The sequence below is a fragment of the Streptococcus sp. KHUD_016 genome (genome assembly GCF_051106465.1).
Taxonomy (GTDB): Bacteria; Bacillota; Bacilli; order Lactobacillales; family Streptococcaceae; genus Streptococcus.
Map to the genome: position 1 here is coordinate 1,600,011 of NZ_CP193663.1, position 25,078 is coordinate 1,625,088.

Annotated in this window: 9 protein-coding genes; 1 reads left to right on the plus strand and 8 read right to left on the minus strand. The window is 40.5% G+C overall.

Going from position 1 to position 25,078, the window contains the following annotated elements; genetic code table 11:
- Positions 1 to 152: 152 nt before the first annotated feature.
- The 8 genes from ACORHV_RS07745 to ACORHV_RS07780 form a co-directional block, all read right to left on the minus strand.
- Complete coding sequence (locus ACORHV_RS07745) at positions 153 to 4,478, minus strand: LPXTG-anchored SHIRT domain periscope protein (protein WP_434398021.1); 4,326 nt, start codon at positions 4,476 to 4,478, stop codon at positions 153 to 155.
- A gap of 362 nt (positions 4,479 to 4,840) precedes the next feature.
- The gene (locus ACORHV_RS07750) at positions 4,841 to 6,655 is read right to left on the minus strand and encodes a G5 domain-containing protein (RefSeq protein ID WP_434398023.1); all 1,815 of its coding nucleotides are present in this window, start codon (positions 6,653 to 6,655) and stop codon (positions 4,841 to 4,843) included.
- 75 nt (positions 6,656 to 6,730) lie between these two features.
- Positions 6,731 to 15,808 (minus strand): isopeptide-forming domain-containing fimbrial protein, encoded by a 9,078-nt coding sequence (locus ACORHV_RS07755; protein WP_434398025.1) that lies wholly within the window; start codon positions 15,806 to 15,808, stop codon positions 6,731 to 6,733.
- Positions 15,809 to 15,869: 61 nt separating this feature from the next.
- Positions 15,870 to 16,457, minus strand: a complete 588-nt coding sequence (locus ACORHV_RS07760) for a TlpA family protein disulfide reductase (RefSeq protein WP_001168152.1) — start codon at positions 16,455 to 16,457, stop codon at positions 15,870 to 15,872.
- Between the two features lie 391 nt (positions 16,458 to 16,848).
- Entirely contained in the window at positions 16,849 to 18,195 is a 1,347-nt protein-coding gene (glnA, locus tag ACORHV_RS07765) for a type I glutamate--ammonia ligase (RefSeq protein WP_001122883.1), read from the minus strand.
- A gap of 38 nt (positions 18,196 to 18,233) precedes the next feature.
- Entirely contained in the window at positions 18,234 to 18,590 is a 357-nt protein-coding gene (glnR, locus tag ACORHV_RS07770) for a transcriptional repressor GlnR (RefSeq protein ID WP_000664333.1), read from the minus strand.
- 76 nt (positions 18,591 to 18,666) lie between these two features.
- Complete coding sequence (locus tag ACORHV_RS07775) at positions 18,667 to 19,194, minus strand: FUSC family protein (protein ID WP_000119887.1); 528 nt, start codon at positions 19,192 to 19,194, stop codon at positions 18,667 to 18,669.
- A gap of 132 nt (positions 19,195 to 19,326) precedes the next feature.
- Positions 19,327 to 23,742 carry an antigen I/II family LPXTG-anchored adhesin gene (locus ACORHV_RS07780; protein WP_434398029.1) on the minus strand — a complete coding sequence of 1,472 codons (4,416 nt, stop codon included), beginning with the start codon at positions 23,740 to 23,742 and terminating at the stop codon, positions 19,327 to 19,329.
- Positions 23,743 to 24,036: 294 nt separating this feature from the next.
- Between ACORHV_RS07780 and ACORHV_RS07785 the strand changes: the two genes are divergently transcribed.
- Positions 24,037 to 25,065, plus strand: coding sequence for a transposase (locus tag ACORHV_RS07785; protein WP_434398031.1), 1,029 nt, complete (start codon positions 24,037 to 24,039; stop codon positions 25,063 to 25,065).
- Positions 25,066 to 25,078 lie beyond the last annotated feature (13 nt).

A 25,078-nucleotide genomic window follows, 5' to 3' on the forward strand; every position in this document is an offset into this window, starting at 1 on the left:
CACACCTCCTATTTAATTCGATATATCGCACCTCGATATATAAACTATATCACATCTCGATATAAAATGCAAGAAAAAGAGAGAACGATTTCTCGTTCTCTCTTCTTAGACTCAGGAATTAAGAAGTCATTTTGTTATTTCCTAAGAGTGGCTTAATCTTTCTTGCGAAGGATAAAAGCTGCTAGGCTTGCAAAGGCAAGACCGATGATTGAAAGAAGACCAGATACTGCAGAGCCTGTGTTTGGTAACAAGTTCTGCTTTTGACTACTTCCTTCTTCTGGTTGACTATTATTTCCAGAATCTTTAATTGGGGCCGGAGTGAATTCCCAGGTGCCTACGAAGTGTGCGTCTGCTCCATTGATGATTTCAGATGTCTTGTCATAGGACTTGAAGCTCCAGGTACCTTCTGCTGTCTTAACTTCTGTTTGACTTGGTTGCGTTGGCGTTGCTTGACTGCCATCTTTCAAGTCTGTTTGGTCTGATGGAAGCAGGGATTTCACTTCTTGTGGAAGTTCTTTACCTGGAGTTCCGCTGACAAACTCGTGAGTTGCCTTATAGGTTGGGGATGGGGTGAATTCCCATGTACCTACAAACTTAACATCTGATCCATTAATTGTTTCCGATGTCTTATCGTAGAACTTGAAGCTCCAGGTACCTTCTGCTGTCTTCACTTCTGTTTTACTTGGTTGCGTTGGAGTTACTTTGTTGCCATCTTTCAAGTCTGTTTGGTCTGCTGGAAGCAAGGTTTTCACTTCTTGTGGAAGTTCTTTTCCTGGCGTTCCGCTGACAAACTCGTGAACTGCTTTATGAGTCACTGTTGATGCTGGGCTCGCTGTAAATTCCCATGTTCCTACAAACTTAACATCTGAACCGTTGACAGTCTCTGAAGTCTTGTCGTATGACTTGAAGCTCCATGTGCCTTCTGCTGTCTTAACTTCCGTTTTACTTGGTTGTGTTGGAGTTACTTGGTTGCCATCTTTCAAGTCTGTTTGGTCTGCTGGAAGCAGAGTTTTTACTTCTTGTGGAAGTTCTTTTCCTGGAGTTCCGCTGACAAACTCGTGAGTTGCCTTATGAGTCACTGTTGGCGCTGGAGTGAATTCCCAAGTACCGATAAAGTGGGCATCTGCTCCATTAATAGTTTCAGATGTCTTGTCATAGGACTTGAAGCTCCATGTGCCTTCTGCTGTCTTCACTTCCGTTTTACTTGGCTGAGTTGGAGTCGCTTGACTACCGTCTTTCAAGTCTGTTTGGTCTGCTGGAAGCAAGGCTTTCACTTCTTGTGGAAGGTCTTTTCCTGGAGTTCCGCTGACAAATTCATGTGTTGCCTTGTAAGTTGGTGCTGGGGTAAATTCCCAAGTACCGACGAAGTGGGCATCCGCTCCATTGATGGTTTCTGATGCCTTATCGTAGGACTTGAAGCTCCAAGTACCTTCTGCTGTCTTCACTTCCGTTTTACTTGGCTGAGTTGGAGTCGCTTGACTACCATCTTTCAAGTCGGTTTGGTCTGCTGGAAGCAAGGCTTTCACTCCTTGTGGAAGGTCTTTCCCTGGGATTCCGCTGACAAATTCATGTGTTGCCTTGTAAGTTGGTGCTGGGGTAAATTCCCAAGTACCGACGAAGTGGGCATCCGCTCCATTGATGGTTTCTGATGTCTTGTCATAGGACTTGAAGCTCCATGTGCCTTCTGCTGTCTTCACTTCCGTTTTACTTGGCTGAGTTGGAGTCGCTTGACTACCGTCTTTCAAGTCTGTTTGGTCTGCTGGAAGCAAGGCTTTCACTTCTTGTGGAAGGTCTTTTCCTGGAGTTCCGCTGACAAATTCATGTGTTGCCTTGTAAGTTGGTGCTGGGGTAAATTCCCAAGTACCGACGAAGTGGGCATCCGCTCCATTGATGGTTTCTGATGCCTTATCGTAGGACTTGAAGCTCCAAGTACCTTCTGCTGTCTTCACTTCCGTTTTACTTGGCTGAGTTGGAGTCGCTTGACTACCATCTTTCAAGTCGGTTTGGTCTGCTGGAAGCAAGGCTTTCACTCCTTGTGGAAGGTCTTTCCCTGGGATTCCGCTGACAAATTCATGTGTTGCCTTGTAAGTTGGTGCTGGGGTAAATTCCCAAGTACCGACGAAGTGGGCATCCGCTCCATTGATGGTTTCTGATGCCTTGTCGTAGGACTTGAAGCTCCAAGTACCTTCTGCTGTCTTCACTTCTGTTTTACTTGGTTGAGTTGGAGTCGCTTGACTACCATCTTTCAAGTCTGTTTGATCTGCTGGAAGCAAGGCTTTCACTTCTTGTGGAAGGTCTTTTCCTGGAGTTCCGCTGACAAATTCATGTGTTGCCTTGTAAGTTGGTGCTGGAGTAAATTCCCAAGTACCAACGAAGTGGGCATCCGCTCCATTGATGGTTTCTGATGCCTTGTCGTAGGACTTGAAGCTCCAAGTACCTTCTGCTGTCTTCACTTCCGTTTTACTTGGCTGAGTTGGAGTCGCTTGACTACCGTCTTTCAAGTCTGTTTGGTCTGCTGGAAGCAAGGCTTTCACTTCTTGTGGAAGGTCTTTCCCTGGAGTTCCGCTGACAAATTCATGTGTTGCCTTGTAAGTTGGTGCTGGGGTAAATTCCCAAGTACCGACGAAGTGGGCATCCGCTCCATTGATGGTTTCTGATGCCTTGTCGTAGGACTTGAAGCTCCAAGTACCTTCTGCTGTCTTCACTTCCGTTTTACTTGGCTGAGTTGGAGTCGCTTGACTACCGTCTTTCAAGTCTGTTTGGTCTGCTGGAAGCAAGGCTTTCACTTCTTGTGGAAGGTCTTTCCCTGGAGTTCCGCTGACAAATTCATGTGTTGCCTTGTAAGTTGGTGCTGGGGTAAATTCCCAAGTACCGACGAAGTGGGCATCCGCTCCATTGATGGTTTCTGATGCCTTGTCATAAGACTTAAAGCTCCATGTACCCTCTGCCGTCTTCACTTCTGTTTGGCTTGGTTGTGTTGGCGTTACTTGAGTACCATTAGACAAGTTCTTTTCTGTTGCTGGAAGCAGGTCTTTCACTTCTTGTGGAAGTTCTTTGCCTGGGGTTCCACTCACAAACTCATGATGTTTTTCATAAAGGAGGGCCGTGCTTACCTGATTAGAAGGAGCTGATAAATTATCAACATGCAATGTTACAGTATTGTCAATCTTTCCAGAACCTTTTTCTTCTACTTTTTTGTTTGTAGTAGTATTATAAGTTACAATAATTTCAGCAGAAGAATTTGCTTTTATGTATTCAGGTGTCATTTTAACAGTAACAGTTTGACCATTCTTTTCAATAGTATAATCACGCCCTTCCTGTAAAGTCACTCCACCTGATTCCACTTTAAGTCCTTGATAATTAAGGCGCTCATCAAATTTCTGAACCATTTCGATAGATGAAGGCGTTGCTAAAATGTCCTTACCTGGAACCGGAACTTTAAACGTAGCTTTATAGGTTACATCTTGTCCTTCCTTAGCTGGAATCTCTGTAGGATCCACTGCTAGAACAGGGCTCGGATCAATTTTTTCAATATAAAGACCAAAGACGGCCGAAGCAACCTCTGTTGATGAGTAACCAAAATTCATACTATTACTATTTGATCGAAGGGCAAAACCAGAGATATTGTTCTCAGAATAGCTACCGCTTGTAATCTGAGTTGCTACCCAAGCAGTTCGATCTCCTTGATCTTCCTGTCTTAAGACATTGGCATTATTCATCAAACGAAGATTAACATCATTTTGATAATCCTTAACATAGAAGGTTTCCTTCAAGTTGTTGGCATCCATTGCATCGATGTCTGTTGGCTTCATAACCAACTTCAAATCTGTCTCGGAACCATCTGCATAACGCAACTCTGCTGTTACATCCGCATCAAGCCAAAAAGCCTTATTCATAATGTAGTCATGAGCTGCATCTACATAGGGAACATTCCCAATTTCAAAAGCATTATTTTCCCACAATTCTGAAATAGAGAAAAATTCAACAGTAGATTTTTGAGCACTATTCATCTCAGATTCTGCCTGAGCAGTGTTTAGATAGTGAAGAGTTACCTTATTGAATTTTAAGTAAGCATCTACTTGCTTACCATTAACTGTCCCAATATTTGTGAATTTTAGAGAAAGAGGATTTTCAAAAACTTGATCCTGTTTTTTACTTTTATCTACTTTAAGAGTAAAGTTCTCCATCTCGCCTGGATAGGCACCACCCCAGAGATATTCATAGTGGGGATTCGATAAATGAAACTGATCAACAGCCTGTGATTTAGATAAAACACTAAAATTGTTGATGTTCAAATTAAACTTACGAATATCCAAGGTTGAGATATCCGTTCCGTTTTTTATTTCTTCTAAAGCCGCATAAGATTGAAGCGGAATAAGAAAAATAGAAAAAAGTAAAACGACTAGTCCAAGAAAAGCCTGTTTTTTTCTACTGAAAATAGTAGAAAAAGGCATTCTCATGCGATATTTCCATTTCATAATGTACCTCCAAAACTAAAAATGATTGTTTAATCATTTCAAAAGAAATATTCATCTCATTTTAACACAAAAAAAGGGCAATTAAAAGTAGATTATAGATAAAAATTTATTATTTTGTATTTCCAGATTGTCAATTTTTGGTGAGAATAATTAAAATATAAAAATTTTAGAAAAGGCGTTTACACCATGTGAATAACTGTTTTATAGTTAATCCTATTATCACTCTATGAGTTTCATAACGTACTCAAGCCACACATAAACATTAATATATTTAATTTTTTATAAAGAAAGAACCCAAGAATAAATTCTGGGTTCTTTTTAGTATTTCTCGTACAAAAGATACTTTTGTATATTAGAGAGCCTTAGTCCTTCTTACGAACGACAAAGCCTACTAGACCGGCGATAAATAAACCAATCATTGAAAGAAGACTGGTAGAAGCTGTACCTGTGCTTGGTAGAACTTTCTGTTCTTGGCTTGCAGTTTCTTCTTTCTTAGTGCTTTCAGCTTGGTTCCCTGTTGTCGCAGTATCATTCTTATTACCGTTGGTTGTTGTAGAAGCTACTTTCTTAGTTCCAACTTCGACAACTTCGTCTACTGCTGGAGTAGTGATTGTGTTTGATTTCTCAACACGACCTGTTTCAACGCCATCTGTGTAAGTCACTGTATAAACAATGGTGCGAACACCCTTCTTACCAGCAGCTTTCACTTGACGACTTCCTTCTGGAAGGTCTGCGTTCTGCACTTCTTTGACTTGGAAAGCAACTTCTTCTGTCTTCGTTTCTTCCTTAGTCGTTACAACTGGGGCTACTACTTTCTTAGTTCCAACTTCGACAACTTCGTCTACTGCTGGAGTAGTGATTGTGTTTGATTTCTCAACACGACCTGTTTCAACGCCATCTGTGTAAGTCACTGTATAAACAATGGTGCGAACACCCTTCTTACCAGCAGCTTTCACTTGACGACTGCCCTCTGGAAGATTTGGATTTGTTACTTCCTTAGTTTGGAAAGCAACTTCTTCTGTCTTGGTCTCTTCCTTAGTCGTTACAACAGCTGCTTTCTTAGTTCCAATTTCGACAACTTCGTCTACTGCTGGAGTAGTGATTGTATTTGATTTCACCTCGCGGCCTGTTTCAACACCATCTGTGTAAGTCACTGTTTCAACAATCGTACGAACACCTTTTTGCCCAGCTGTTTTCACTCGGCGAACACCTTCGGCTAAGAGTGCATTTTCAACCTCACGAGTCTGGAAGACAACTTCTTCAGTTTTGGTTACTTCCTTAGTCGTTACAACAGCTTTTGAACCTGTATAAGTAATCTTGTTTTTTGCAACTTTCTTAGTCTTGCGTGAAACTTCTTTACGAGATTTTTCAACACCATCCACTTTTGTCACTTCATAAGTGACTTCATCGATACCTTCTTCACCTTCTTCAACACGCGTTTGACCTTTATCCAGTGCTGGGTCTACTTTCGTTTCTTCTTTGAAAGCAACTTTTTCCTCCACAGTCACTGTTTCTTTGGTTTCAACACCTGTTTTCTTAGTTCCAACTTCGATGATTTCTTCTACTGGTTCTTTAATTACTGTTTGGCTCTTTCTATCACGTTTTTTCTCAACGCCATTTACCAAAGTAACATCCCAAACAACTTTCTTCTGACCTTTTTCTCCCGCTTGTTTTACCTTTCGAGTACCTTCAGCGAGGTCTGCATTGTTTTCTGTCCGAGATGGGTAAGGAATCTCCTCAGTAGTTGTAACTTCTTGATGTTCTTCTTTTAAATCTCCCCCTGAGAGAAGCGCCTCAGCCTTAGCTTTTAAAGAATTGTAGCGAGCTTCAAGCGCCGCAAAACTTTTTTGACCTTCTGGACTCTTCATTGCCTTCTTTGCAGTCTCAAAAAAATTCTTTGCTTCTTCTACATCACCCTCTAGGAGTTCTTTATTCTCCTCTTCTGGATTATCTGTATAATCCTTAATCGAAGATTCTATATTATTGAGCATTCTTTTGAACGTATTTGCAATGTTTCGCTCTTGTCCGTCTGGAATTTCTTCATCTTCTGCCGGAGTCTCTTCTGCATGCACTGTTGGAATTCGATACAAGTCAGGAGCTACATGATAAGTTACTACTCCAAGAGCATTTAAAGCAAGTATAGAAATCCCTAACTTTAATAATTTTTTTCTACTCATTATTCTTTCCTTAACACTTTCAATATACAGTAAGGAGAAGAGTAAAATTTTCTACTCTCCTCTTACTATATGATACTAACGTTCAGCTTTACGCTTCCAAACTAGAAGTCCAGCAAGTCCTGCAGCAAGAGCTGCAACTACTTCAAGAACTGTAGAAACTTCAGAACCTGTATTTGGCAATGTTTTACCTGGTTCTGTTGGTTTTTTCGGAATATCCCCCTCTGCTGGTGGGATATTTGGAGCTGGTGGCGTTACCGGAACCGGTGGTGTCACCACAACCTTGTTGGTAGTTTTTGATTTATCGTTAAAGCTTACTTTTGCCGTATTTGGTACACCTGTCGCGAATTGTGCAAAATCTGTTCCTTCTCTGAAGTTGGTATAAAGAACGAGAGTTACTTTACTTCCCTTCAAGGCTTCGAGAACATCCTTATCGCTGATTTCAAGAGTTACAATGTTTTGAGATTCATCGTAAGTAATAGTGGCAATTGCTTCCAACTCTTTACCTACTAATTCACTACGATCATTTGAAACCTTACTCAATTTATCAATAGCTGCTTGAAGCTTAGTTTGAGCTTCTTTTAGGTTCTTGATTTCATTTTCAAGTTTCTCTTGTTGTTGTTTCTTATCAGCTGGTACTAATTCTGCTTCTTTCTCCGCTGGTGCTTGAAGCTTAGCCAAGTTTTCTTCAGCTGCTTTCAACTCTGCCTCTAGGCTTGCAAGATTTTGACTTGTTTCGGTGTCAGCAGGTTTCTTATCTTCTGTTGCAGAAGAATCAGATGTAGCTGGAGTAGCCGGCGTTTCCACTTCAGCTGGTTTAGCTGGTTGCGCTGCCTTAGCTGCTTCCAACTTCGCTTTCAATTCAGCCACTTTAGCTTCCGCCGCTTTTAGGTCTTCCTTCTTGTTATTCTCTGTTGAGGTCTCATCAGTTGACTTACCTGTCAAAGCTTTCAGTTCCTTCTCTGCCTGTTCAACTTGGGCTTGAAGAGCTGCTTTGAGCTTGTCAAACTGAGCATTTTCAACTTTAAGAGCGATGCGGTCTTTATTGACTTTCAAAACTGAATGGATTTCATCACTGATCGTGAAGTTCGTCAAATCTGTCTTGACAAGACGACCATATCGATCTTTCTTGGCATTTCCATTTTCATCCACTGGATCCGTTGGAACCGGAGTAGTGATATCGAAGCGGAAGGTATCTAAAGCGTTTGGCAAGTGGTATTTTTTATCAGGTTTAGATCCATCTTCTGGCCCAACAGACTTAACTGGTTCACCTGGTGTTGGATCTGTTGGTTTTTCTGGGTCACGTGGTTTCACCGTTACCGGTTTTGATTCCTTGCTGCCAGATTGACCATTCGCATCCTTGAAGTTTACAGTTGCTTTGTTTGGTACCAATTGGTCCTTGTAAGCACTCAAATCACTGTTAGCTTTGAGCTTAGCTGGAATATACAATTGGATTTCTTTGAAACCTTTCAATCGAGCGAAATCTTTCACTTTCACAGTGACTGTATTTCCTTCAACACTTGTTTCAAGGGCACCATTTGCATCACGTCCATCTACATAAGCTACTGGTGTATCAGCGATTGCCAAGACCGGTTCGAGTGTATCTGTGACTGTGAACTCTTTGTACTTATCAATATCTTTTGGCAAAGCGGTATTGACATTATACATGTATGGTGCGTCGTATTCCACATCCAAGTGGTCCAAGGTACGGTTAATCTTCTTAGAAATTTCTGGTTCTGGTTCTTTTGGAACAATTACCGGAACTTTATTCGAATCTTTGTGTAGCCCTGGTTTGTGTGGGAACTTCGCATCATAAGAAGCTGTATTTGGAACAGTGAATCCACGATCTGTTAGATATGGACTTAAATCAGCTCCCGCTTTGATCTTCGCAGTGAAACTCAATTCAACTGCTTGACCTCCGCTTGCTTTGACTTGGTCTTCTGTAAGCGTCAAGGTAATGGTTTGTCCCTCTACCTTGATTTGGCTAGCGTCAAGCGCTTGACCATTCAAGCTCGCGTTTGCTGAACCTGCATAATCAAGAACAGATTCAAGTGTATCACTTACACTGAAGGCTGTCGCATCTGTTGGAACACTTGTTTTCACGTTGTAGGTGAAGACTTGATCACGATCAGCGAGTGTTTCTTCAGCTTTCGTGTTGACATCTTTCTTGATTTCTGGCTCTTCTGGAGTCGGTGGAGTTACTGGAACTACGTTAGAATCCTTAGTGAAGCCTGGTTTGTTTGGAAGATCCACCTTGTAAGCCGCCTTGTTTGGAATCTGTGTGCTTCCATCTTCCTTCTCATAGGCAGACAAGTTGGCGCCGGATTTGATCTTAGCGTCGAATGTTAATTCAACTGCTTGACCGCCATTGGCTTTGACTTGTTCTTCTGTAAGCGTCAAGGTAATGGTTTGACCGTCTACCTTGATTTGGCTAGCCTCAAGAGCTTGACCATTCAATTTAGCACTTGAAGTTCCTGTGAATTCAAGAACGTCTACTAGTGTATCTGTGACTGAGAAGGCTGTCGCATCTTGCGCTACTGTTGTTTTCACGTTGTAAGTGAAGACTTGGTCACGTTTGTCAAGAGTTTCAGCTTCTTTACCATTCACATCTTTCTTGATTTCTGGCTCTTCTGGTGTTGGAGGCGTTACTGGGACTTCGTTAGAGTCCTTGTGCACACCTGGTTTATGTGGGAAGCTTGCGTCATAAGAAGCCTTATTCGGAATCTGTGTACGGCCGTCTTCCTTCACATACGCAGACAAGTTCGCGCCGGCTTTGATCTTCGCGTCGAATGTTAATTCAACTGCTTGACCGCCATTGGCTTTCACTTGTTCTTCTGTAAGAGTCAAGGTAATGGTTTGACCTTCTACCTTGATTTGACTTGCATCAAGGGCTTGACCATTCAATTTAGCACTTGAAGTTCCGGCGAATTCAAGAACGTCTACTAGGGTATCTGTGACTGAGAAGGCTGTCGCATCTTGCGCTACACTTGTTTTCACGTTGTAAGTGAAGACTTGGTCGCGTTTGCCAAGAGTTTCAGCTTCTTTACCATTCACATCTTTCTTGATTTCTGGCTCTTCTGGTGTTGGTGGTGTTACTGGGACTTCGTTCGAATCCTTGTGCACACCTGGTTTGTGTGGGAAGCTTGCGTCATAAGAAGCCTTATTCGGAATCTGTGTACGGCCGTCTTCCTTCACATATGCGGACAAGTTTGCGCCAGCTTTGATCTTGGCGTCAAATGTTAATTCAACTGCTTGACCGCCATTGGCTTTCACTTGTTCTTCTGTAAGGGTCAAGGTGATGGTTTGACCTTCTACCTTGATTTGGCTTGCTTCAAGAGCTTGACCATTCAATTTAGCACTTGAAGTTCCTGCGAATTCAAGAACGTCTACTAGTGTATCTGTGACTGAGAAGGCTGTCGCATCTTGCGCTACTGTTGTTTTCACGTTGTAAGTGAAGACTTGGTCACGTTTGTCAAGAGTTTCAGCTTCTTTGCCGTTCACATCTTTCTTGATTTCTGGTTCTTCTGGTGTTGGTGGCGTTACTGGGACTTCATTAGAGTCTTTCGTAAAGCCTGGTTTGTTTGGAAGATCTGCCTTGTAAGCTGCCTTGTTAGGAACTTTCACAGTCTTATCTTCTGATAGGTAAGCAGACAAGTTCGCGCCGGCTTTGATCTTCGCGTCGAATGTTAATTCAACAGCTTGACCGCCATTGGCTTTCACTTGTTCCTCTGTAAGAGTCAAGGTGATGATTTGACCTTCTACCTTAATTTGGCTAGCATCAAGGGCTTGACCATTCAATTTAGCACTTGAAGTTCCAGCGAATTCAAGAACGTCCACTAGGGTATCTGTGACTGAGAAGGCTGTCGCATCTTGCGCTACACTTGTTTTCACATTATAGGTGAAGACTTCATCACGTTTTGCGAGGGTTGCTTCTGCCTTGCCGTTCACATCTTTCTTGATCTCTGGCTCTTCTGGTGTTGGTGGTGTTACTGGGACTTCGTTAGAGTCTTTGTGCACACCTGGTTTGTGTGGGAAGCTTGCGTCATAAGAAGCCTTATTCGGAATCTGTGTACGACCGTCTTCCTTCACATATGCGGACAAGTTTGCACCAGCTTTGATCTTGGCGTCGAACGTTAATTCAACTGCTTGACCGCCATTGGCTTTCACTTGTTCCTCTGTAAGAGTCAAGGTGATGGTTTGACCTTCTACCTTAATTTGGCTAGCATCAAGGGCTTGACCATTCAATTTAGCACTTGAAGTTCCTGCGAATTCAAGAACGTCCACTAGGATATCTGTGACTGAGAAGGCTGTCGCATCTTGCGCTACACTTGTTTTCACGTTGTAGGTGAAGACTTCATCACGTTTTGCGAGGGTTGCTGATTCTTTGCCATTCACATCTTTCTTGATCTCTGGCTCTTCTGGTGTTGGTGGCGTTACTGGGACTTCGTTAGAGTCCTTGTGATATTTTGGATTATGATCAATATCATAAGAAGCCTTATTCGGAATCTCTGTCTTACCATCTTTATTCACATAAGCTGACAAGTTGGCATTATCTCTAATCTTAGCCTTGAAATTCACTTCAATAGACTTACCAGCATCTGCTTTTACAGAAGATTCTGTAAAGGCAACTTTGATCACTTGGCCAGAAAGTGTCACTGTCGCCTTAGATCCTGCATCCTCACCATCAAGTTTAACAGTAGCTGAAGCATTCTCACCAACAAATTCTAGAACTTCTTTCAACTCGTCTGTCATCTCAAACACAGTTGCATTGGCAGGCATTGTTGTCTTCAAAGTATAAGTAAACTCTTCATTACGTTTTGCAAGATCATAACGTTCTGCTCTGTTTACTTCCTTCTTAAGCTCTGGAGTAGTGGTTGGTGGTGGTGTAACGGTAACTGGTTTTGATTCTTTCTTAGAATCAGGATTATCATTAATGATGTAGCTAGCAGTATTTGGTACTACCGGCTTGTCTTTTGATTCATTTGGATAAGCTGCTAAGAGTGCATCAAAGGTAATGCCTTCCTTCACCTTAGCCTTAAATGAAACTTGTACAGCTTTACCAGCATATTGTTTCACTTGCTCTTTACCAAATGTGACCGTCAAACGTTGACCTTCTGTTGTTACAGTGAGGTCTTGAACAGCTTGGCCATCAACAGTGACCGTTGCTTCTCCTTCAAATGCCAATTCTTTGACGATATCATCTGAAATAGTGAAGCTATCTGCCACATGTGGAACCGTTGAGTCAATCGTATAAGTAAAGATTTCTGATAACTTACCAAGATCTGCGTGTTCCTGACCATTCACCTTCTTAGTGATTGGCGGTGGAGTAACAGTGACTGGCTTGGTTTCTTTCTCACCTTGTTGGTCATTCTTGTTGGTGTAAGTAATCTTAGCTTTGTTCTCAATAGATGGAACAGTTGAGCCTTTCTTCACTTTGGCATGAATCACGAGCTCTACTTCTTGGTTACCGTAGTCACCCGCATTCGCAAAATCTTTCATCGTTGCAGTCACGGTTTGACCTTGAACTGTTACATCGAAGAATTTCGCTGCCGCTCCCTTGATTTCAGCTTGACCTGGAGTCAAGTTCTCATCCAAGGTATCCGTTACAACGAAGGACTTGTACGTTGTAATATCATTTGGCAATTTCGCTTTGATATTATAAGTAAAGTCGGTTTTTGCCCCGATTGTTGCCTCTGTCAGTGTTTCGTTGATTTTCTTATCAACACCTGGTTCTGATGGAGGGGTTACGGTGACAGGTTTCGTTTCTTTTTCTCCGCTATGATCGTTCTTATCTGTGAAGCTGAACTTCGCAGTATTTGGAATGTTGATACGAGTCACTCCATCATTGATCTTAGCCGGAATAATCAATTCCACTTCTTGACCAGCAAGAGCTGTAGCGTTCGCAAAGTCCTTCATCGTTGCAGTCACGGTTTGACCCTCAACTGTTACATCGAAGAAGGCTGCAGCTGCTCCTTTGATAACTGGTTTGCTTGAAGTTTCATTGATAACTGACAAATCTCCTTCAAGTGTATCTGTAATCACAAATTTCTTGTAATCTGTAATATCTGTTGGAAGTTTTGTCTTAATGTTGTAGTTATACGCTTGACCTGTTGCGATATCTAAGTGTTCAAGGGTTTCATTTATCTTCTTCGTTACAGGAGGTGGCGTTACGGTGACAGGTTTCGATTTAACTTCTTTCTCTACATTATTCTCATTTGTAAAGGAAATAGAAGCCTTGTTTTCAATGGTTGTACCTGTCACACCATTTTTAACTTTTGCAGGAATTACTAGTTCAACAGTTGAGTATTTTGCAAGTTCACCAAACTGACCATCCTTCACCCTTGCCGTAATCTCTTGGCCATTGGTGTGGATATCAAAGAGGGTCGCTGCAGAACCTTTAATACTTACGTCGCCTGCAAGTTCCAAATTAGCATCTAGTGTATCACGAATCACAAATTTCTTGTAATTAGCAACATCACTTGGTACTGCCGTTGTAATGTTGTAGTTGTATGGTTGCCCATCAAATGTTTGGAATGTATCCAAGTTTTCATTAATCTTCTTATCAATAGAAGGTTCTTTTGGTTTTGGTGGTGTAACCGTTACTTTATTCGATGTTTTCTTGATATCATTCAAGGCAACATCTGCCGTGTTAGGTACTTTAATTTGACCATCTTCCTTATATTTAGAAAGGTCAGCACCCGGACGAATCTTAGCCTTGAAGGTCAATTCAAGGTTTTGAACATCTTTAGTCTTACGACGCGTTACCTTACGTGAGATTTTTTCGAGTTGAGTTTTATCAAGTGTCAGTGAAACAGTTTGGCCTTCAACTTTTGTAGCAGCTTTCAACTCATCGTTATCTTTTTCACCAAGTTTTACATTCAAGCTATCTGCCTGAACTTCCAACTCTGAAACAACTGTATCTGTAAGGCTGAATGTATCTGCAATGCCTGGCCATGGAACAGTCACTTTGTACTCAAAGAGTTCCTCTTCCGCCTTCAAATCTTCATGTTCTTTGTCATTAACCTTCTTCGTAATTTCTGTTACAACTGGTGGTTTGACATAGACTGGGTTTGAGCGTCGAATTGTACTTGGTTTAGAATCTGTCTTGGCATGCGCATCTTGGTTTGGTTGATTGTCATCACCATTCCACATGATATTACCCTGGTTCAGCAAACCGAATCCATCATTATCCTGAAGAAGGGCCATGAATTCTTTGCTTGCTTGATTCTTACGGTATTGTTCTTTCAAACGAACCTTAATGGTCATTTGAGCTTTCTTCAATACCAAGTAATTATAGTTGGATCCTTTAGCAGGAACGTCAGCAACAACAACATCACGTTCGTTTCCAAGATCGTCATTTTGTTTCACGACACGAGTGGCCCATTCTTCTCCATTTGGTCCAGTAGCTGAACTTTCAACTACTTCCAAACGGTAGTCAAGTGGGTCTGTCAACATGACGTTCTTTTCAAATTCGTAGGCTACGTTATTGAAGTTGTAATCAAGAGTATAGGTGAACTCCTCTGCCTTGTCTGACAATTGTGCAGAATAGGCTTTTTTCTTTGTCAAACCAAGCGGGTCATCAATTTCTCCCAAGTCATTACTCTTATCTGCGTCGGTAATTTTCTTAGTGACACTTGGGTAACAGTACTCGAGTTTTTGAACTTCAACTGTTTCATTACGTCCACCTATTTGTTGAGTTGTATACTCACCCGTCTTGAAGACACCAGTCAACTCAGGAACTGTAACTTCTTCTTTTACAGGTTTATAATCAGCTGGCGGATCAACTTCATCCTCTTCATTCGTTTCAGGAGCACGAGCTTCCTTACTCAAATCATAGTCGAAACTGTTATTACCTGGATTGAAGACACTATCAGGTACATAGATTGTAACCTTGTCACCTTCTTGGGTGATTCGACCACGAATTTGTTTTGATGGATCTGTGACTTTTTCAACAACAGTCTTGCCATTGATTCGAACAGCATCCACCTTATACCCAGGTGTAACAGTGAACTCACCCTTGATGTCTTCCTTGATCAACGCTGCAGCTACAGATTCTAAAATCTTTTGTGAGAACACATCAATGTTATTCTGTTCATTAACATAGAAGGAAACGTTCTTTCCGTTCACAACCTTATCTGGTGAAGCCATCGATTGAAGTGCGTCGTGGAAGATGGCTTGCACTGAACGGTTGTCCCCAATATTAATAGTGTTACCGAAACCATTTAGATAAGCTGGACCATATTGATAATATGGTTCAGTGAAATTATCAACACGTTCCCAGAAACCTACAACCACAGAACCTTCTGAACCAACCGCTGCTTTCAGCTGGTTACCTGCATCTCTCAACTCATTGGCACGACCAGTAATATCTTGAGCTGCTTCTGGATAGCTATCTACTCCCCAAGCACTATGGATATCCCACGTTCTTGTATAGCTCTTATCCATTACAACTGTGTTAGACCCTGGCAGACGGTAACCATTGGCTACTCCATCCGTTACCAGGAGGAAGACTGTCTTACGACCGTTTTCCATATTCCCTTTGACACTGTTGTACTGAGCGATCGTATCTTGAATGGCTGGAACAGTTGGAGTTCCACCATCAACTGCAATATTATCAATGAATTTATGAATTTCATTTTGATCGCTTGTTAAACCGCTATTCCCATAGGTATAGTGTTTACCAGTTGTATTCGGATCGGTAAATGTATCTGTAGGATTGCCACTGAAATCGTTATTATTAAAGTAACGCACCTGATCCAAACCTTGGTAAGAAGCTACGAAAACGCGGTCAGTTGTCCGAGAGTCGCCAGTCTTAACTAGATGAGGATCGTTCTCATTGTATTGTTCTGGACTCACATATGTTGTCAAACGCTTCAAAGCATTCTTAACACTAGGAATCGTTTTTCTAAATGATCCACTGGCATCCTGCAGGATAACCAAGTCAATTGGTTTACGTGGAACTGTCCATTGCGTCTTCTCCGATTTCTTTATCTTACGATAACATCCATTCTGGATAATTTCCGTATTATCTCCTACTCGAATTACCTCAGTTTCATCAGCCGCACCACGACCGAAACGTAAACTAGCTAATCCTAATGGCACAGAGAGAAACAGAATCGTAAACAGAATGGAGACCTTTTTAATGAAATCTCTCATAATTTTCTCTGAAATCCTATTGTGATTTCTTCTTCCTCCTTTTTCCCGAAATGAATGTATGTTAGTTTAGCAATTCTTGTAACTCTTTCGAGAAATTTTCAGCAGTGGTATGATTTACTAATACATTCTTTACCTGTTGCTGTTTTGTCACAAGATACATACTTGGTATGGTTTGAACCTGTAAAAGATCGGCTGCGGACTGATCTTCGTCATAATAATAGGGGAAAGTATATCCTTTTTCTTTGATATACTGATCAGCAGTTTCCTTTGTTTCTTTTCCTGGTTCGTTCATATTCAGAAGAACAAAATGAATTTGATCTCCATACTTTTCATACATCTGCTGAACAATGGGTAGTTGTTTCTGGCAATGCGGACACCAACTAGCCCATTCGACAACTAACATAGGTTTATCATACAGTTCCGAGATAGCAATCAATTTTCCATCTTGAGAGGTCATTTTAAATTCTGGAAGTTGTTGGCCTTTTAAACTCAAAGCCGTATTGTTCTTATCACTAGAAGTTGATTGCGAAACTGACGATGAACCTATATCTCCATCCTTAGTGGGTCTGGTGTAATAAAGCAAACCCACCGCTAAACCTATGATGACACCCACCGCTAAAAATGGTAGCCACCACTTGTCTTTTTGCATAACATCTCCTTTCCTATAATAGTAAAATACAACGAATAAGTCTTTAGCAAATAACATATTAATACAATCAAACAAAAACTGCGACTCATTCATTTCAAATGATATTTTAACATTTACTATTCATTTATACAAGTAATAAGTTGTCAGATAGTAAATTTTTTTAAAAAGTAGAAAATCCCATTAAATACCATCATTGTAAAGTTTTTCTAATCATAAACTTGATTTCGTTTTCTGAGATTTGTCAGAATATTCCCGTTTCCGATGCATAATTGTAAGCAAGGCAAGAAATATGAATTGCCTATATTACCTATACTAAAATTTGCATCAAAATACTTTTATAACATTGCAAAAATAAAAAAGATTATCCAATTAGATAATCTTTTTTATGTTCTTAATACAAATCAAGATAATTATCAACTTCCCATTGTGAAACAAAGGTTGCATAGCTGGCCCACTCGATACGTTTCGCTTCAAGGAAGCTAGTGTAGATGTGTTCACCTAGGGCTGCCTTGACCACGTCATCCTCAGTCAAAGCTTTCAAAGCGTTGTGAAGAGTTGATGGAAGATCAGTGATTCCAGCTTCCTTACGCTCTTCTGCTGTCATGATGTAGATATTCTCTTCGATAGGAGCTGGTGCTTCGATTTTGTTTTCAATACCATGCAAACCAACTTCCAAAAGAACCGCCATAGCGATGTATGGGTTTGCCATTGGGTCCACTGAACGCAACTCAAGACGAGTTCCCATACCACGTGAAGCCGGCACGCGCACAAGTGGCGAACGGTTACGACCAGCCCAAGCAATGTAAACAGGCGCTTCATAACCTGGAACCAAACGTTTGTATGAGTTAACCGTTGGGTTCATGATGGCAGTATAGTTGTAAGCATGTTTGATCAAACCGCCAAGGAAATGGTAGGCCGTTTCAGACAACTGCATTCCTTTTGGATCATTTGGATCAAAGAAGGCATTGTTTCCTTCTGCATCAAACAAGGACATATTACAGTGCATACCTGATCCAGCAATACCAAATTTTGGTTTTGCCATAAAGGTTGCGTACAAACCGTGTTTACGAGCAATGGTTTTTACTACGAGCTTAAAGATTTGAATCTTGTCACAGGCACGAAGGACTTCATCATACTTGAAGTCAATTTCATGTTGTCCAACCGCAACCTCGTGGTGACTCGCTTCTACTTCAAATCCCATTTTGGTCAAGACATTCACGATTTCACGACGTGTATTGTCCGCAAGGTCAGTAGGCGCCAAATCAAAGTAGCCACCCTTGTCATTCACTTCAAGTGTTGGGTCGCCATTTTCATCCAACTTAAATAGGAAGAATTCTGGCTCTGGACCAAGGTTGAAGGATTTGAATCCTACTTCTTCCATATGACGAAGTGCACGCTTCAGATTACCACGTGGGTCACCTGCAAAGGGTTCGCCTTCTGTTGTATAGACATCACAGATCAAACCTGCAACACTTCCATTTTCATCTCCCCAAGGGAAGACTGTCCATGTATCCAAGTCTGGGTACAAGTACATATCTGACTCATTAATACGTACAAAACCTTCAATAGAAGATCCATCAAACATGGCTTTATTTGACAAGACCTTATCTAACTGTTCATCTGTAGCAGGAATTTCGACGTTTTTCATCGTCCCCAGGATATCTGAAAACATGAGACGAATAAAGGTAACATTTTTTTCCTTGACTTCACGACGAATATCTGCAGCTGTGATTGGCATGGGTTTTCTCCTTAATATATATGACTACTTGCGATTGCCTAACCGCGACCAAAGGGTGACCGTACTGAAGCAAAGCGCCCCTGCTGGAGGAGTTCATTGTGAAGTGCGCGACGCACTTCCGTCTGACTCACGGCTTTCTTGGACTTCGCCTCGCGTTCAGCATATTTTTTCTTAATCGCAGCAATATTATGACCTTCAGAGATATAATCTTTGATTTCAAGCAGACGATCCATGTCATTCAACGAATACATGCGACGGTTCCCTTCGTTTCGATCAGGTTTGATCAACTCTTGATCTTCATAATAACGAATCTGACGCGCTGAGAGATCGGTCAATTTCATAACACTGCCGATAGGAAAAACAGCCATATTTCGGCGAAATTCTCTTTCCTTCATTTACAATTTCCTTCTTCCTGTCTATTATAGTCTAAAAAAAGACATACGTCAACGAATAATGTCATAAAATGTAACATTATTTTCTTTTTTTCTCCCAAAAGAGTTTCAGTTGCTCAATATCATAATTTACAAGGATTGCGACAAAAACTCCCATAAATGTTTCAAATACACGTGCAAACACGTACAAAAATGTTTCTCCGCTCGGTATTGATAGGGTAATGATCAACATAGCCGCTACACCACCGATAACTCCTGCCTTGTTGTTCATGGCGACATTTGTCATAATGGTTAACATGGTGCAAATCGGAACAACTAGTAAAGTTACCCAAAAGGCTCCATGAAATAAAGTGTTTAAGAGGAAAAAGACAAGGGCGTAAAAACCGCCAATACTATTTCCTAAGATACGCGAAGTTCCAAAATGGACGCTCTTATCAAAGCTCTCTCGTAAACTGAAGACTGCTGTCAATGCTCCGATTTGAAGCCCCTTCCAGCCAAAAAAACCAAAAATCAAGAGAACTATAAATACGGCAATCCCTGTTTTGAAGGTTCGCATACCAAGCTTGAACTGTGACTTATCAAATTTATATTTTTTAAAATAACTCATAATCTCAACTTTCTACTACCATTTTAACATAAATTAGTTGATTTTATGAGTGAAAATCAATAGGAAGCGTTTTTAATTTAGGGGTACAAAAAAGAGGAAACAGAGTTCCTCTTTTCTATTTAAATTCAGAGCTTAGTTGCTTTCATCTTCTTTCCGTTTCAACTGACCAAGTCCTAAAACTCCTACTAAAGCTGCTAGACCAAGATATGGCATGTAGCTTGAATCATTTGTACCTGTTTGAGGTAGAGTAGGATTCCCTTTCGGATTTGGAGTAGGAGTTGTTGGCTCCTCTGGTTTCTTAGGTTCTGGCGTTGTCGTGCGAACTGTATTTGAAGCATAAGCAACTTTGTTCACAGTATTTACATAGGTATTTTCAAAGGTTCCGACAGCAATTCGTTTCATTTGAATATAAGTCTCAGCCTGGAATGGAGAATCCAACTGAATCTCTTGAAGGAATTCTTCCTTGAAGCGAATTGTAATCATTCCCTTATCTTGATTATGTTCAACCTGTGTTTCAGCTGTTAAGTCTGTCCCTGCCTTAATAACACGACCGTCTTTCAATCGGATATCAACCTTGGCAAGAACTTTATAGTTTCCAGTGTATTGATCACCTTTTTGGTCATAATCATCTACAAAACTATAGTCATTCAAGTCCTCAGAATGATTTTGTGGAATCAAACCACCGATTAAACGATAATTGAAGAACTGGTTCAACGGAATTGTTTGGCCATCAATATTGTCACTGCTTGGATCCATACTGATTGTCACATCTTTTTTCGGTGTGATTTTCGGTACGTTGTTGACAACTACTTCTGTAGCATAGCCATTTCCAAAATCAATTTGGTAGGCTTTGTTTTCATACTTACCACCCGTTTGACCAAATTCAGGTTTAACTGTCATCGGATCTGTGATTAGCAATGATTTTCCTGCTGCTACATAGTTCTTGTAGAATTCAGCTGGATTATCAGCTGAGAAGAGTTGGAAAGCACCTTTAACAGTGATGTTTGCTTTCTTCAACAGATCTTGAACCTTCTTAGGCGCAGCTTCTAAACTATCAAATTGTTGAACACTGACACCTGGTACAAGATTGCCCTCTAGATCACGAATCTTAACCAATTCTGGTTGAAGGGTTAAGGCTTCTTCTGGATAATCATCCACATAGTAGAAACCATTTTGAATCGCTTCTTTAGAAGATTTATCTCCCTTGTATTGGTCCAAATCCCATGTGAGTTCATAGTAGTTCGTTGAACCAGCTAGAACTTCTTTGCCATCAATATTCACACCTTGCTTGTTCTTGTTAACTTTCAAAGGCTTGATGTAGTTGTTATTTGGATTGTCAGGATCATTTGGTTTACCTGGAGTCGTTACACGAACAATGTTTGACTTGACACCGTAGGCGTCATTGACTGTCAATGTAAAGTTATTCGTATAAGTCGCCCCATCATTCAAGACACGACCAACAACAGTTGGATATAGAGTCTCAAAGGACTTTGTCAAATCTGCATTGAAAGCAGCCAAGGTCTCCTCAGTAGCCTTAAAGGTTACAGTGTGACTAGCTTTATCATAGCTTGTTTCAAAACCTTTGCTTGCAGCCTTGGTTGTTTCCAAATCAAACTGATAGCCAGTTGGAAGTGGATCTACCAATACAAACGAAGTTGTTTTTGGACGACCAGCTGTCAACGCTTCTGTTTTCAACTCAAACTTCACTACAGACTGCTTAGCAACGAGAGTACGATCGATATCTACTCCATCCTCATTTTTAATTTCTTTATTAATCTGAGGTTGTGCAAATAGACGATTGTAATGGAAGTGAACTGTTGGCACCGCTGGTGGTGTTGGCAACTGCTTAGGAGTTGGTGCTACCGGCGGAGTTGGCAATGGATCATAGTTTGGCTCTTCTGGTTTTGATGGCTCTGGTTGATCTGGAGTTTTTACCGGTGGAGTTGGCTCATTTTCATAGCTTGGTGCTACTGGAGCTGGTTCCAATGGTTTCTCTGTCTCATATGTTGGCTCTTCTGGTTTTGATGGCTCCGGTTGATCTGGAGTTTTTACCGGTGGAGTTGGCTCATTTTCGTAGTTTGGTGCTACTGGTGCTGGCTCCAATGGCTTCTCTGTCTCATATGTTGGCTCTTCCGGTTTTGACGGCTCCGGTTGATCTGGAGTTTTTACCGGTGGAGTTGGCTCATTTTCGTAGTTTGGTGCTACTGGAGCTGGTTCCAATGGTTTCTCTGTCTCATACATTGGTTGAGTTGGAGCTGTTGGTGCAACAGGTTTCGTCGGAACCCCAATTGCATTAATGTTTGAATTGAAAGCAAACCAAATATTTCCACTTTTAGAAGAAGCCATATTAAAGCTAATCTCCGATTGAGTTATTTCACCGACAATAGCTCCGTACCAATTATTTGGACTAGAGGTTGTATCCCATTCCGATGTATTCCAACGAGCGCCTAGCGATTTTTCTGCATTTGATGAATCTGCATAAGCAGAGTTATTTTCATGAATCTTGATAGATGAACCAGAAATTGGAATATATCGACCGTTAAAGTTTCTAACACTTTCAATTGCATCTTTATCAATTGCCCCACTACCGTTACCTCTATTTAGAGATGAAAAATTAACTAATCCTCCTGTGAGATTCATAAGTTGACCTTCTTCATCATAAAACTTGACTTTTACATTAATGTTTGTAGAAGTAAAATAATCATTATACCATGCTGTCACAGTTGGATCACTCGAGGCAAACATAGTCATTTTGGTTCCATCGTTAAAACCTGTTTCTTTTAATGTGTAAGTGTAAACTACTTTTGAAATTTTCTTACCATTAAAACTTGAATTTTTTAGACCAGTATAGGTAACATCGACTGGTTTATCCTTTTCTAATACAAGCTTTGCATAAGTGTTATTCGAATTGATTGCATTGAAATATGAATATGCTGTAGATTTTTTCCTATCAGGATTTGTTGGCGAAATCCCCCATGATTTTACCAAAGCATCCAATTCCTGCTGCCCATATTGATGTACAGATGAATCAATTGTTCGTATTGCATTTGGTTCTGATTTAAAGTTCAACGATTGTGATCTTGGTTCTGAAAGATAACCATCTTGTTTCTTTTTACTCTCCGCTTCTGCGAGTGCTGCAGTATAAGCTGCGAACTCTTTCTTATATTTGGCAAGATCTGCTTCATATTTAGCAACTTTAGCTTCGTATTCAGCTTTTGCGGCGGCATTGCGTTGCTTGATTTCGTCATTTTCAGCTTGGAGCGCTGCATTTTTTGCCTTGTTGTCTTCAACTGCCTTCTCGTAAGTTGCTTTTGCATCGGCATTAGCTTTTTGAACGCGAGCTAATTCCGTCTGGTATTCGGCTAGCTTAGCTTGGTAGTCTGCTTCATTGGTAGCATTTGCTCGCTTAACTGCCGCCAAATCTGCTTCGTATTTCTTCACCGCTGCGTCATAAGTCGATTTTGCAGTGGCGTTACGTTGCTTAATCGCCTCATTTTCAGCTTGAATGGCTGTATTTTTAGCTGTGTTTTCTTCAACAGCTTTTTCATAGGCTGCTTTAGCTTCCGCATTAGCTTTTTGTACTCGAGCTAATTCTGTCTGGTAAGCTGCTAATTTTGCTTGATAATCAGCATCATTATCCTCTTTAGCTTTCTTAATAGCTGCAAGGTCTGCTTCATACTGCTTCATCGCTGCTTCATAAGTTGCTTTTGCAGTTTCATTACGCTGTTTAATGGCTTCATTTTCAGCTTTAAGCGCTTCGTTTTTCGCAGTATTTTCTTTTACCGCCTTATCATAGGCTTCTTTAGCTTCAGCATTTGCTTTTTGTACTCGAGCTAATTCTGTCTGGTAAGCTGAAAGTTTATTTTGATAATCCTGTTGACTATCTTCATTTGCTTTTTTGACAGTTGCTAAATCTTTTTGATATTGTGCTAGCTTAGCCTCATATTCTGCTTTAGCTGTTGCATTAGCAGTGTTGATTTTTTCAACTTCTTCTTGATGACTTTTTAGATCTTTTTGATACTTGTCATCCGCTGCTTTGTTTTCAGCATTGACTTTATCTGTTTCAGCCTGATGAGCTGCGACTTCTTTTTTATATGCTTCAGTTGTTGTCTTTACTTCTTCAGCCTGTTTAGCATAGTCGCTTTTAATCTCATCTTGTTTTTGAGCATTCTCTGTAGCAGTTGTGGCTGTTCCTTTGTCTTTTGTTTCATCTTGAACTACCTTAACTCCTGCAGATTTTGCATCGGCAACTGTTTTATCCAAATCAGCTGATGATACTTCTACTGGCAAAGCTGAGTCTTTGGAACCAGCCTTAGCTTGGCTTTCTTTGGCAACTTGGCTCATTTCACCCTGAGCTTCAGGTAGATTTGTGGCTGGGTTCCCTGTAGTAGCTACCTCAACCGTACTTGTACTAGTTGTCTCTGTAACTTCATCAGCAAATACTGCTTTGTCTACAAAAGCAATCAAAGCAGTTCCTAAAACAGCACCACACAAAGTTTTCGCAACTTTGCTTTTACGAAATCCATAGACTTCTTTTTTATTTTTCATTATAAGTCATTTCCTTATCTAAATTTAGTCGTTACTTCTTATATTAACACTTTACAAGGCAAGATACAAATATTTACTCTTTTTTCTTTTTATTTATAGAAAAATTTCACCTATTTATAAATTAAAAAGAAGATGGTCACACCATCTTCTTTTAGTTAAACTATTTATTTTGGCTCTATAATATTTGTAGTGGGTAAATCCCCTATAGATATTATGGAGCCTATTTTGTTGTAGAAAAAAAGTCTCATATGACCTATAATGAAAAGCAACCAAACCATCATTAGAAAGAGCCATATGGAACAATTACATTTTATCACAAAACTACTCGATATCAAAGACCCTAATATCCAAATTATAGACATCATCAGTAAGGATACCCACAAGGAAATCATCGCTAAAATGTATTATGATGCTTCACTTTGTCCTGATTGCGGAAGCCAAATGAAGAAATATGACTTTCAAAAACCTTCTAAAATCCCTTACCTTGAAACGACTGGTATGCCTACTAGAATTCTCCTTAAAAAACGCCGTTTTAAGTGCTATCAGTGCTCTAAAATGATGGTCTCTGAGACTCCTATAGTCAAGAAAAATCACCAAATCCCTCGTATCATCAACCAAAAGATTGCCCAGAAGCTAATTGAAAAGACTTCTATGACTGGCATTGCCCATCAGCTGTCTATTTCAACTTCAACTGTCATTCGCAAACTCAATGACTTCCGTTTTAAGCATGATTTTTCTCGTCTGCCTGAGATTATGTCCTGGGACGAGTATACCTTCACTAAGGGAAAGATGAGTTTTATTGCGCAAGATTTTGAAAAGCTCAATATCATCACTGTTCTTGAGGGCAGAACACAAGCTATCAAGCGCTACTGGAAACTCATTCAACAGGATAGTCGTAAACTCAGTGATAAGCGTTTTTATCGCCCTACTTTTCGTATGCACTTAACCAATAAAGAAATCCTAGACAAGCTTTTGAGCTATTCAGAAGACTTGAAACACCACTATCATCTCCATCAACTCTTGCTTTTTCACTTTCAGAATAAGGAACCAGAGAAATTTTTCGGACTCTTTGAAAACAATATAAAGAAGGTTCATTCTCTTTTTCAGACTGTCTTTAAAACATTTCTAAAGGACAAAGGGAAAATCGTCAATGTCCTTCAGTTATCCTATTCCAACGCAAAATTGGAAGCGACTAATAATCTCATCAAACTTATCAAACGCAATGCCTTTGGTTTTCGGAACTTTGAAAACTTCAAGAAGCGAATTTTCGTCGCTCTGAATATCAAAAAAGAAAGGACGAAATTTGTCCTTTCTCGAGCTTAGCTTTTCTTCAACC

What these genes read in the sequence shown, in the direction of transcription:
- ACORHV_RS07755 (WP_434398025.1), bottom strand. Translation starts at nt 15,808, where the DNA reads ATGAGAGATTTCATTAAAAAGGTCTCCATTCTGTTTACGATTCTGTTT.
- glnA (WP_001122883.1), bottom strand. Translation starts at nt 18,195, where the DNA reads ATGCCAATCACAGCTGCAGATATTCGTCGTGAAGTCAAGGAAAAAAAT.
- ACORHV_RS07760 (WP_001168152.1), bottom strand. Translation starts at nt 16,457, where the DNA reads ATGCAAAAAGACAAGTGGTGGCTACCATTTTTAGCGGTGGGTGTCATC.
- glnR (WP_000664333.1), bottom strand. Translation starts at nt 18,590, where the DNA reads ATGAAGGAAAGAGAATTTCGCCGAAATATGGCTGTTTTTCCTATCGGC.
- ACORHV_RS07780 (WP_434398029.1), bottom strand. Translation starts at nt 23,742, where the DNA reads ATGAAAAATAAAAAAGAAGTCTATGGATTTCGTAAAAGCAAAGTTGCG.
- ACORHV_RS07775 (WP_000119887.1), bottom strand. Translation starts at nt 19,194, where the DNA reads ATGAGTTATTTTAAAAAATATAAATTTGATAAGTCACAGTTCAAGCTT.
- ACORHV_RS07750 (WP_434398023.1), bottom strand. Translation starts at nt 6,655, where the DNA reads ATGAGTAGAAAAAAATTATTAAAGTTAGGGATTTCTATACTTGCTTTA.
- ACORHV_RS07745 (WP_434398021.1), bottom strand. Translation starts at nt 4,478, where the DNA reads ATGAAATGGAAATATCGCATGAGAATGCCTTTTTCTACTATTTTCAGT.
- ACORHV_RS07785 (WP_434398031.1), top strand. Translation starts at nt 24,037, where the DNA reads ATGGAACAATTACATTTTATCACAAAACTACTCGATATCAAAGACCCT.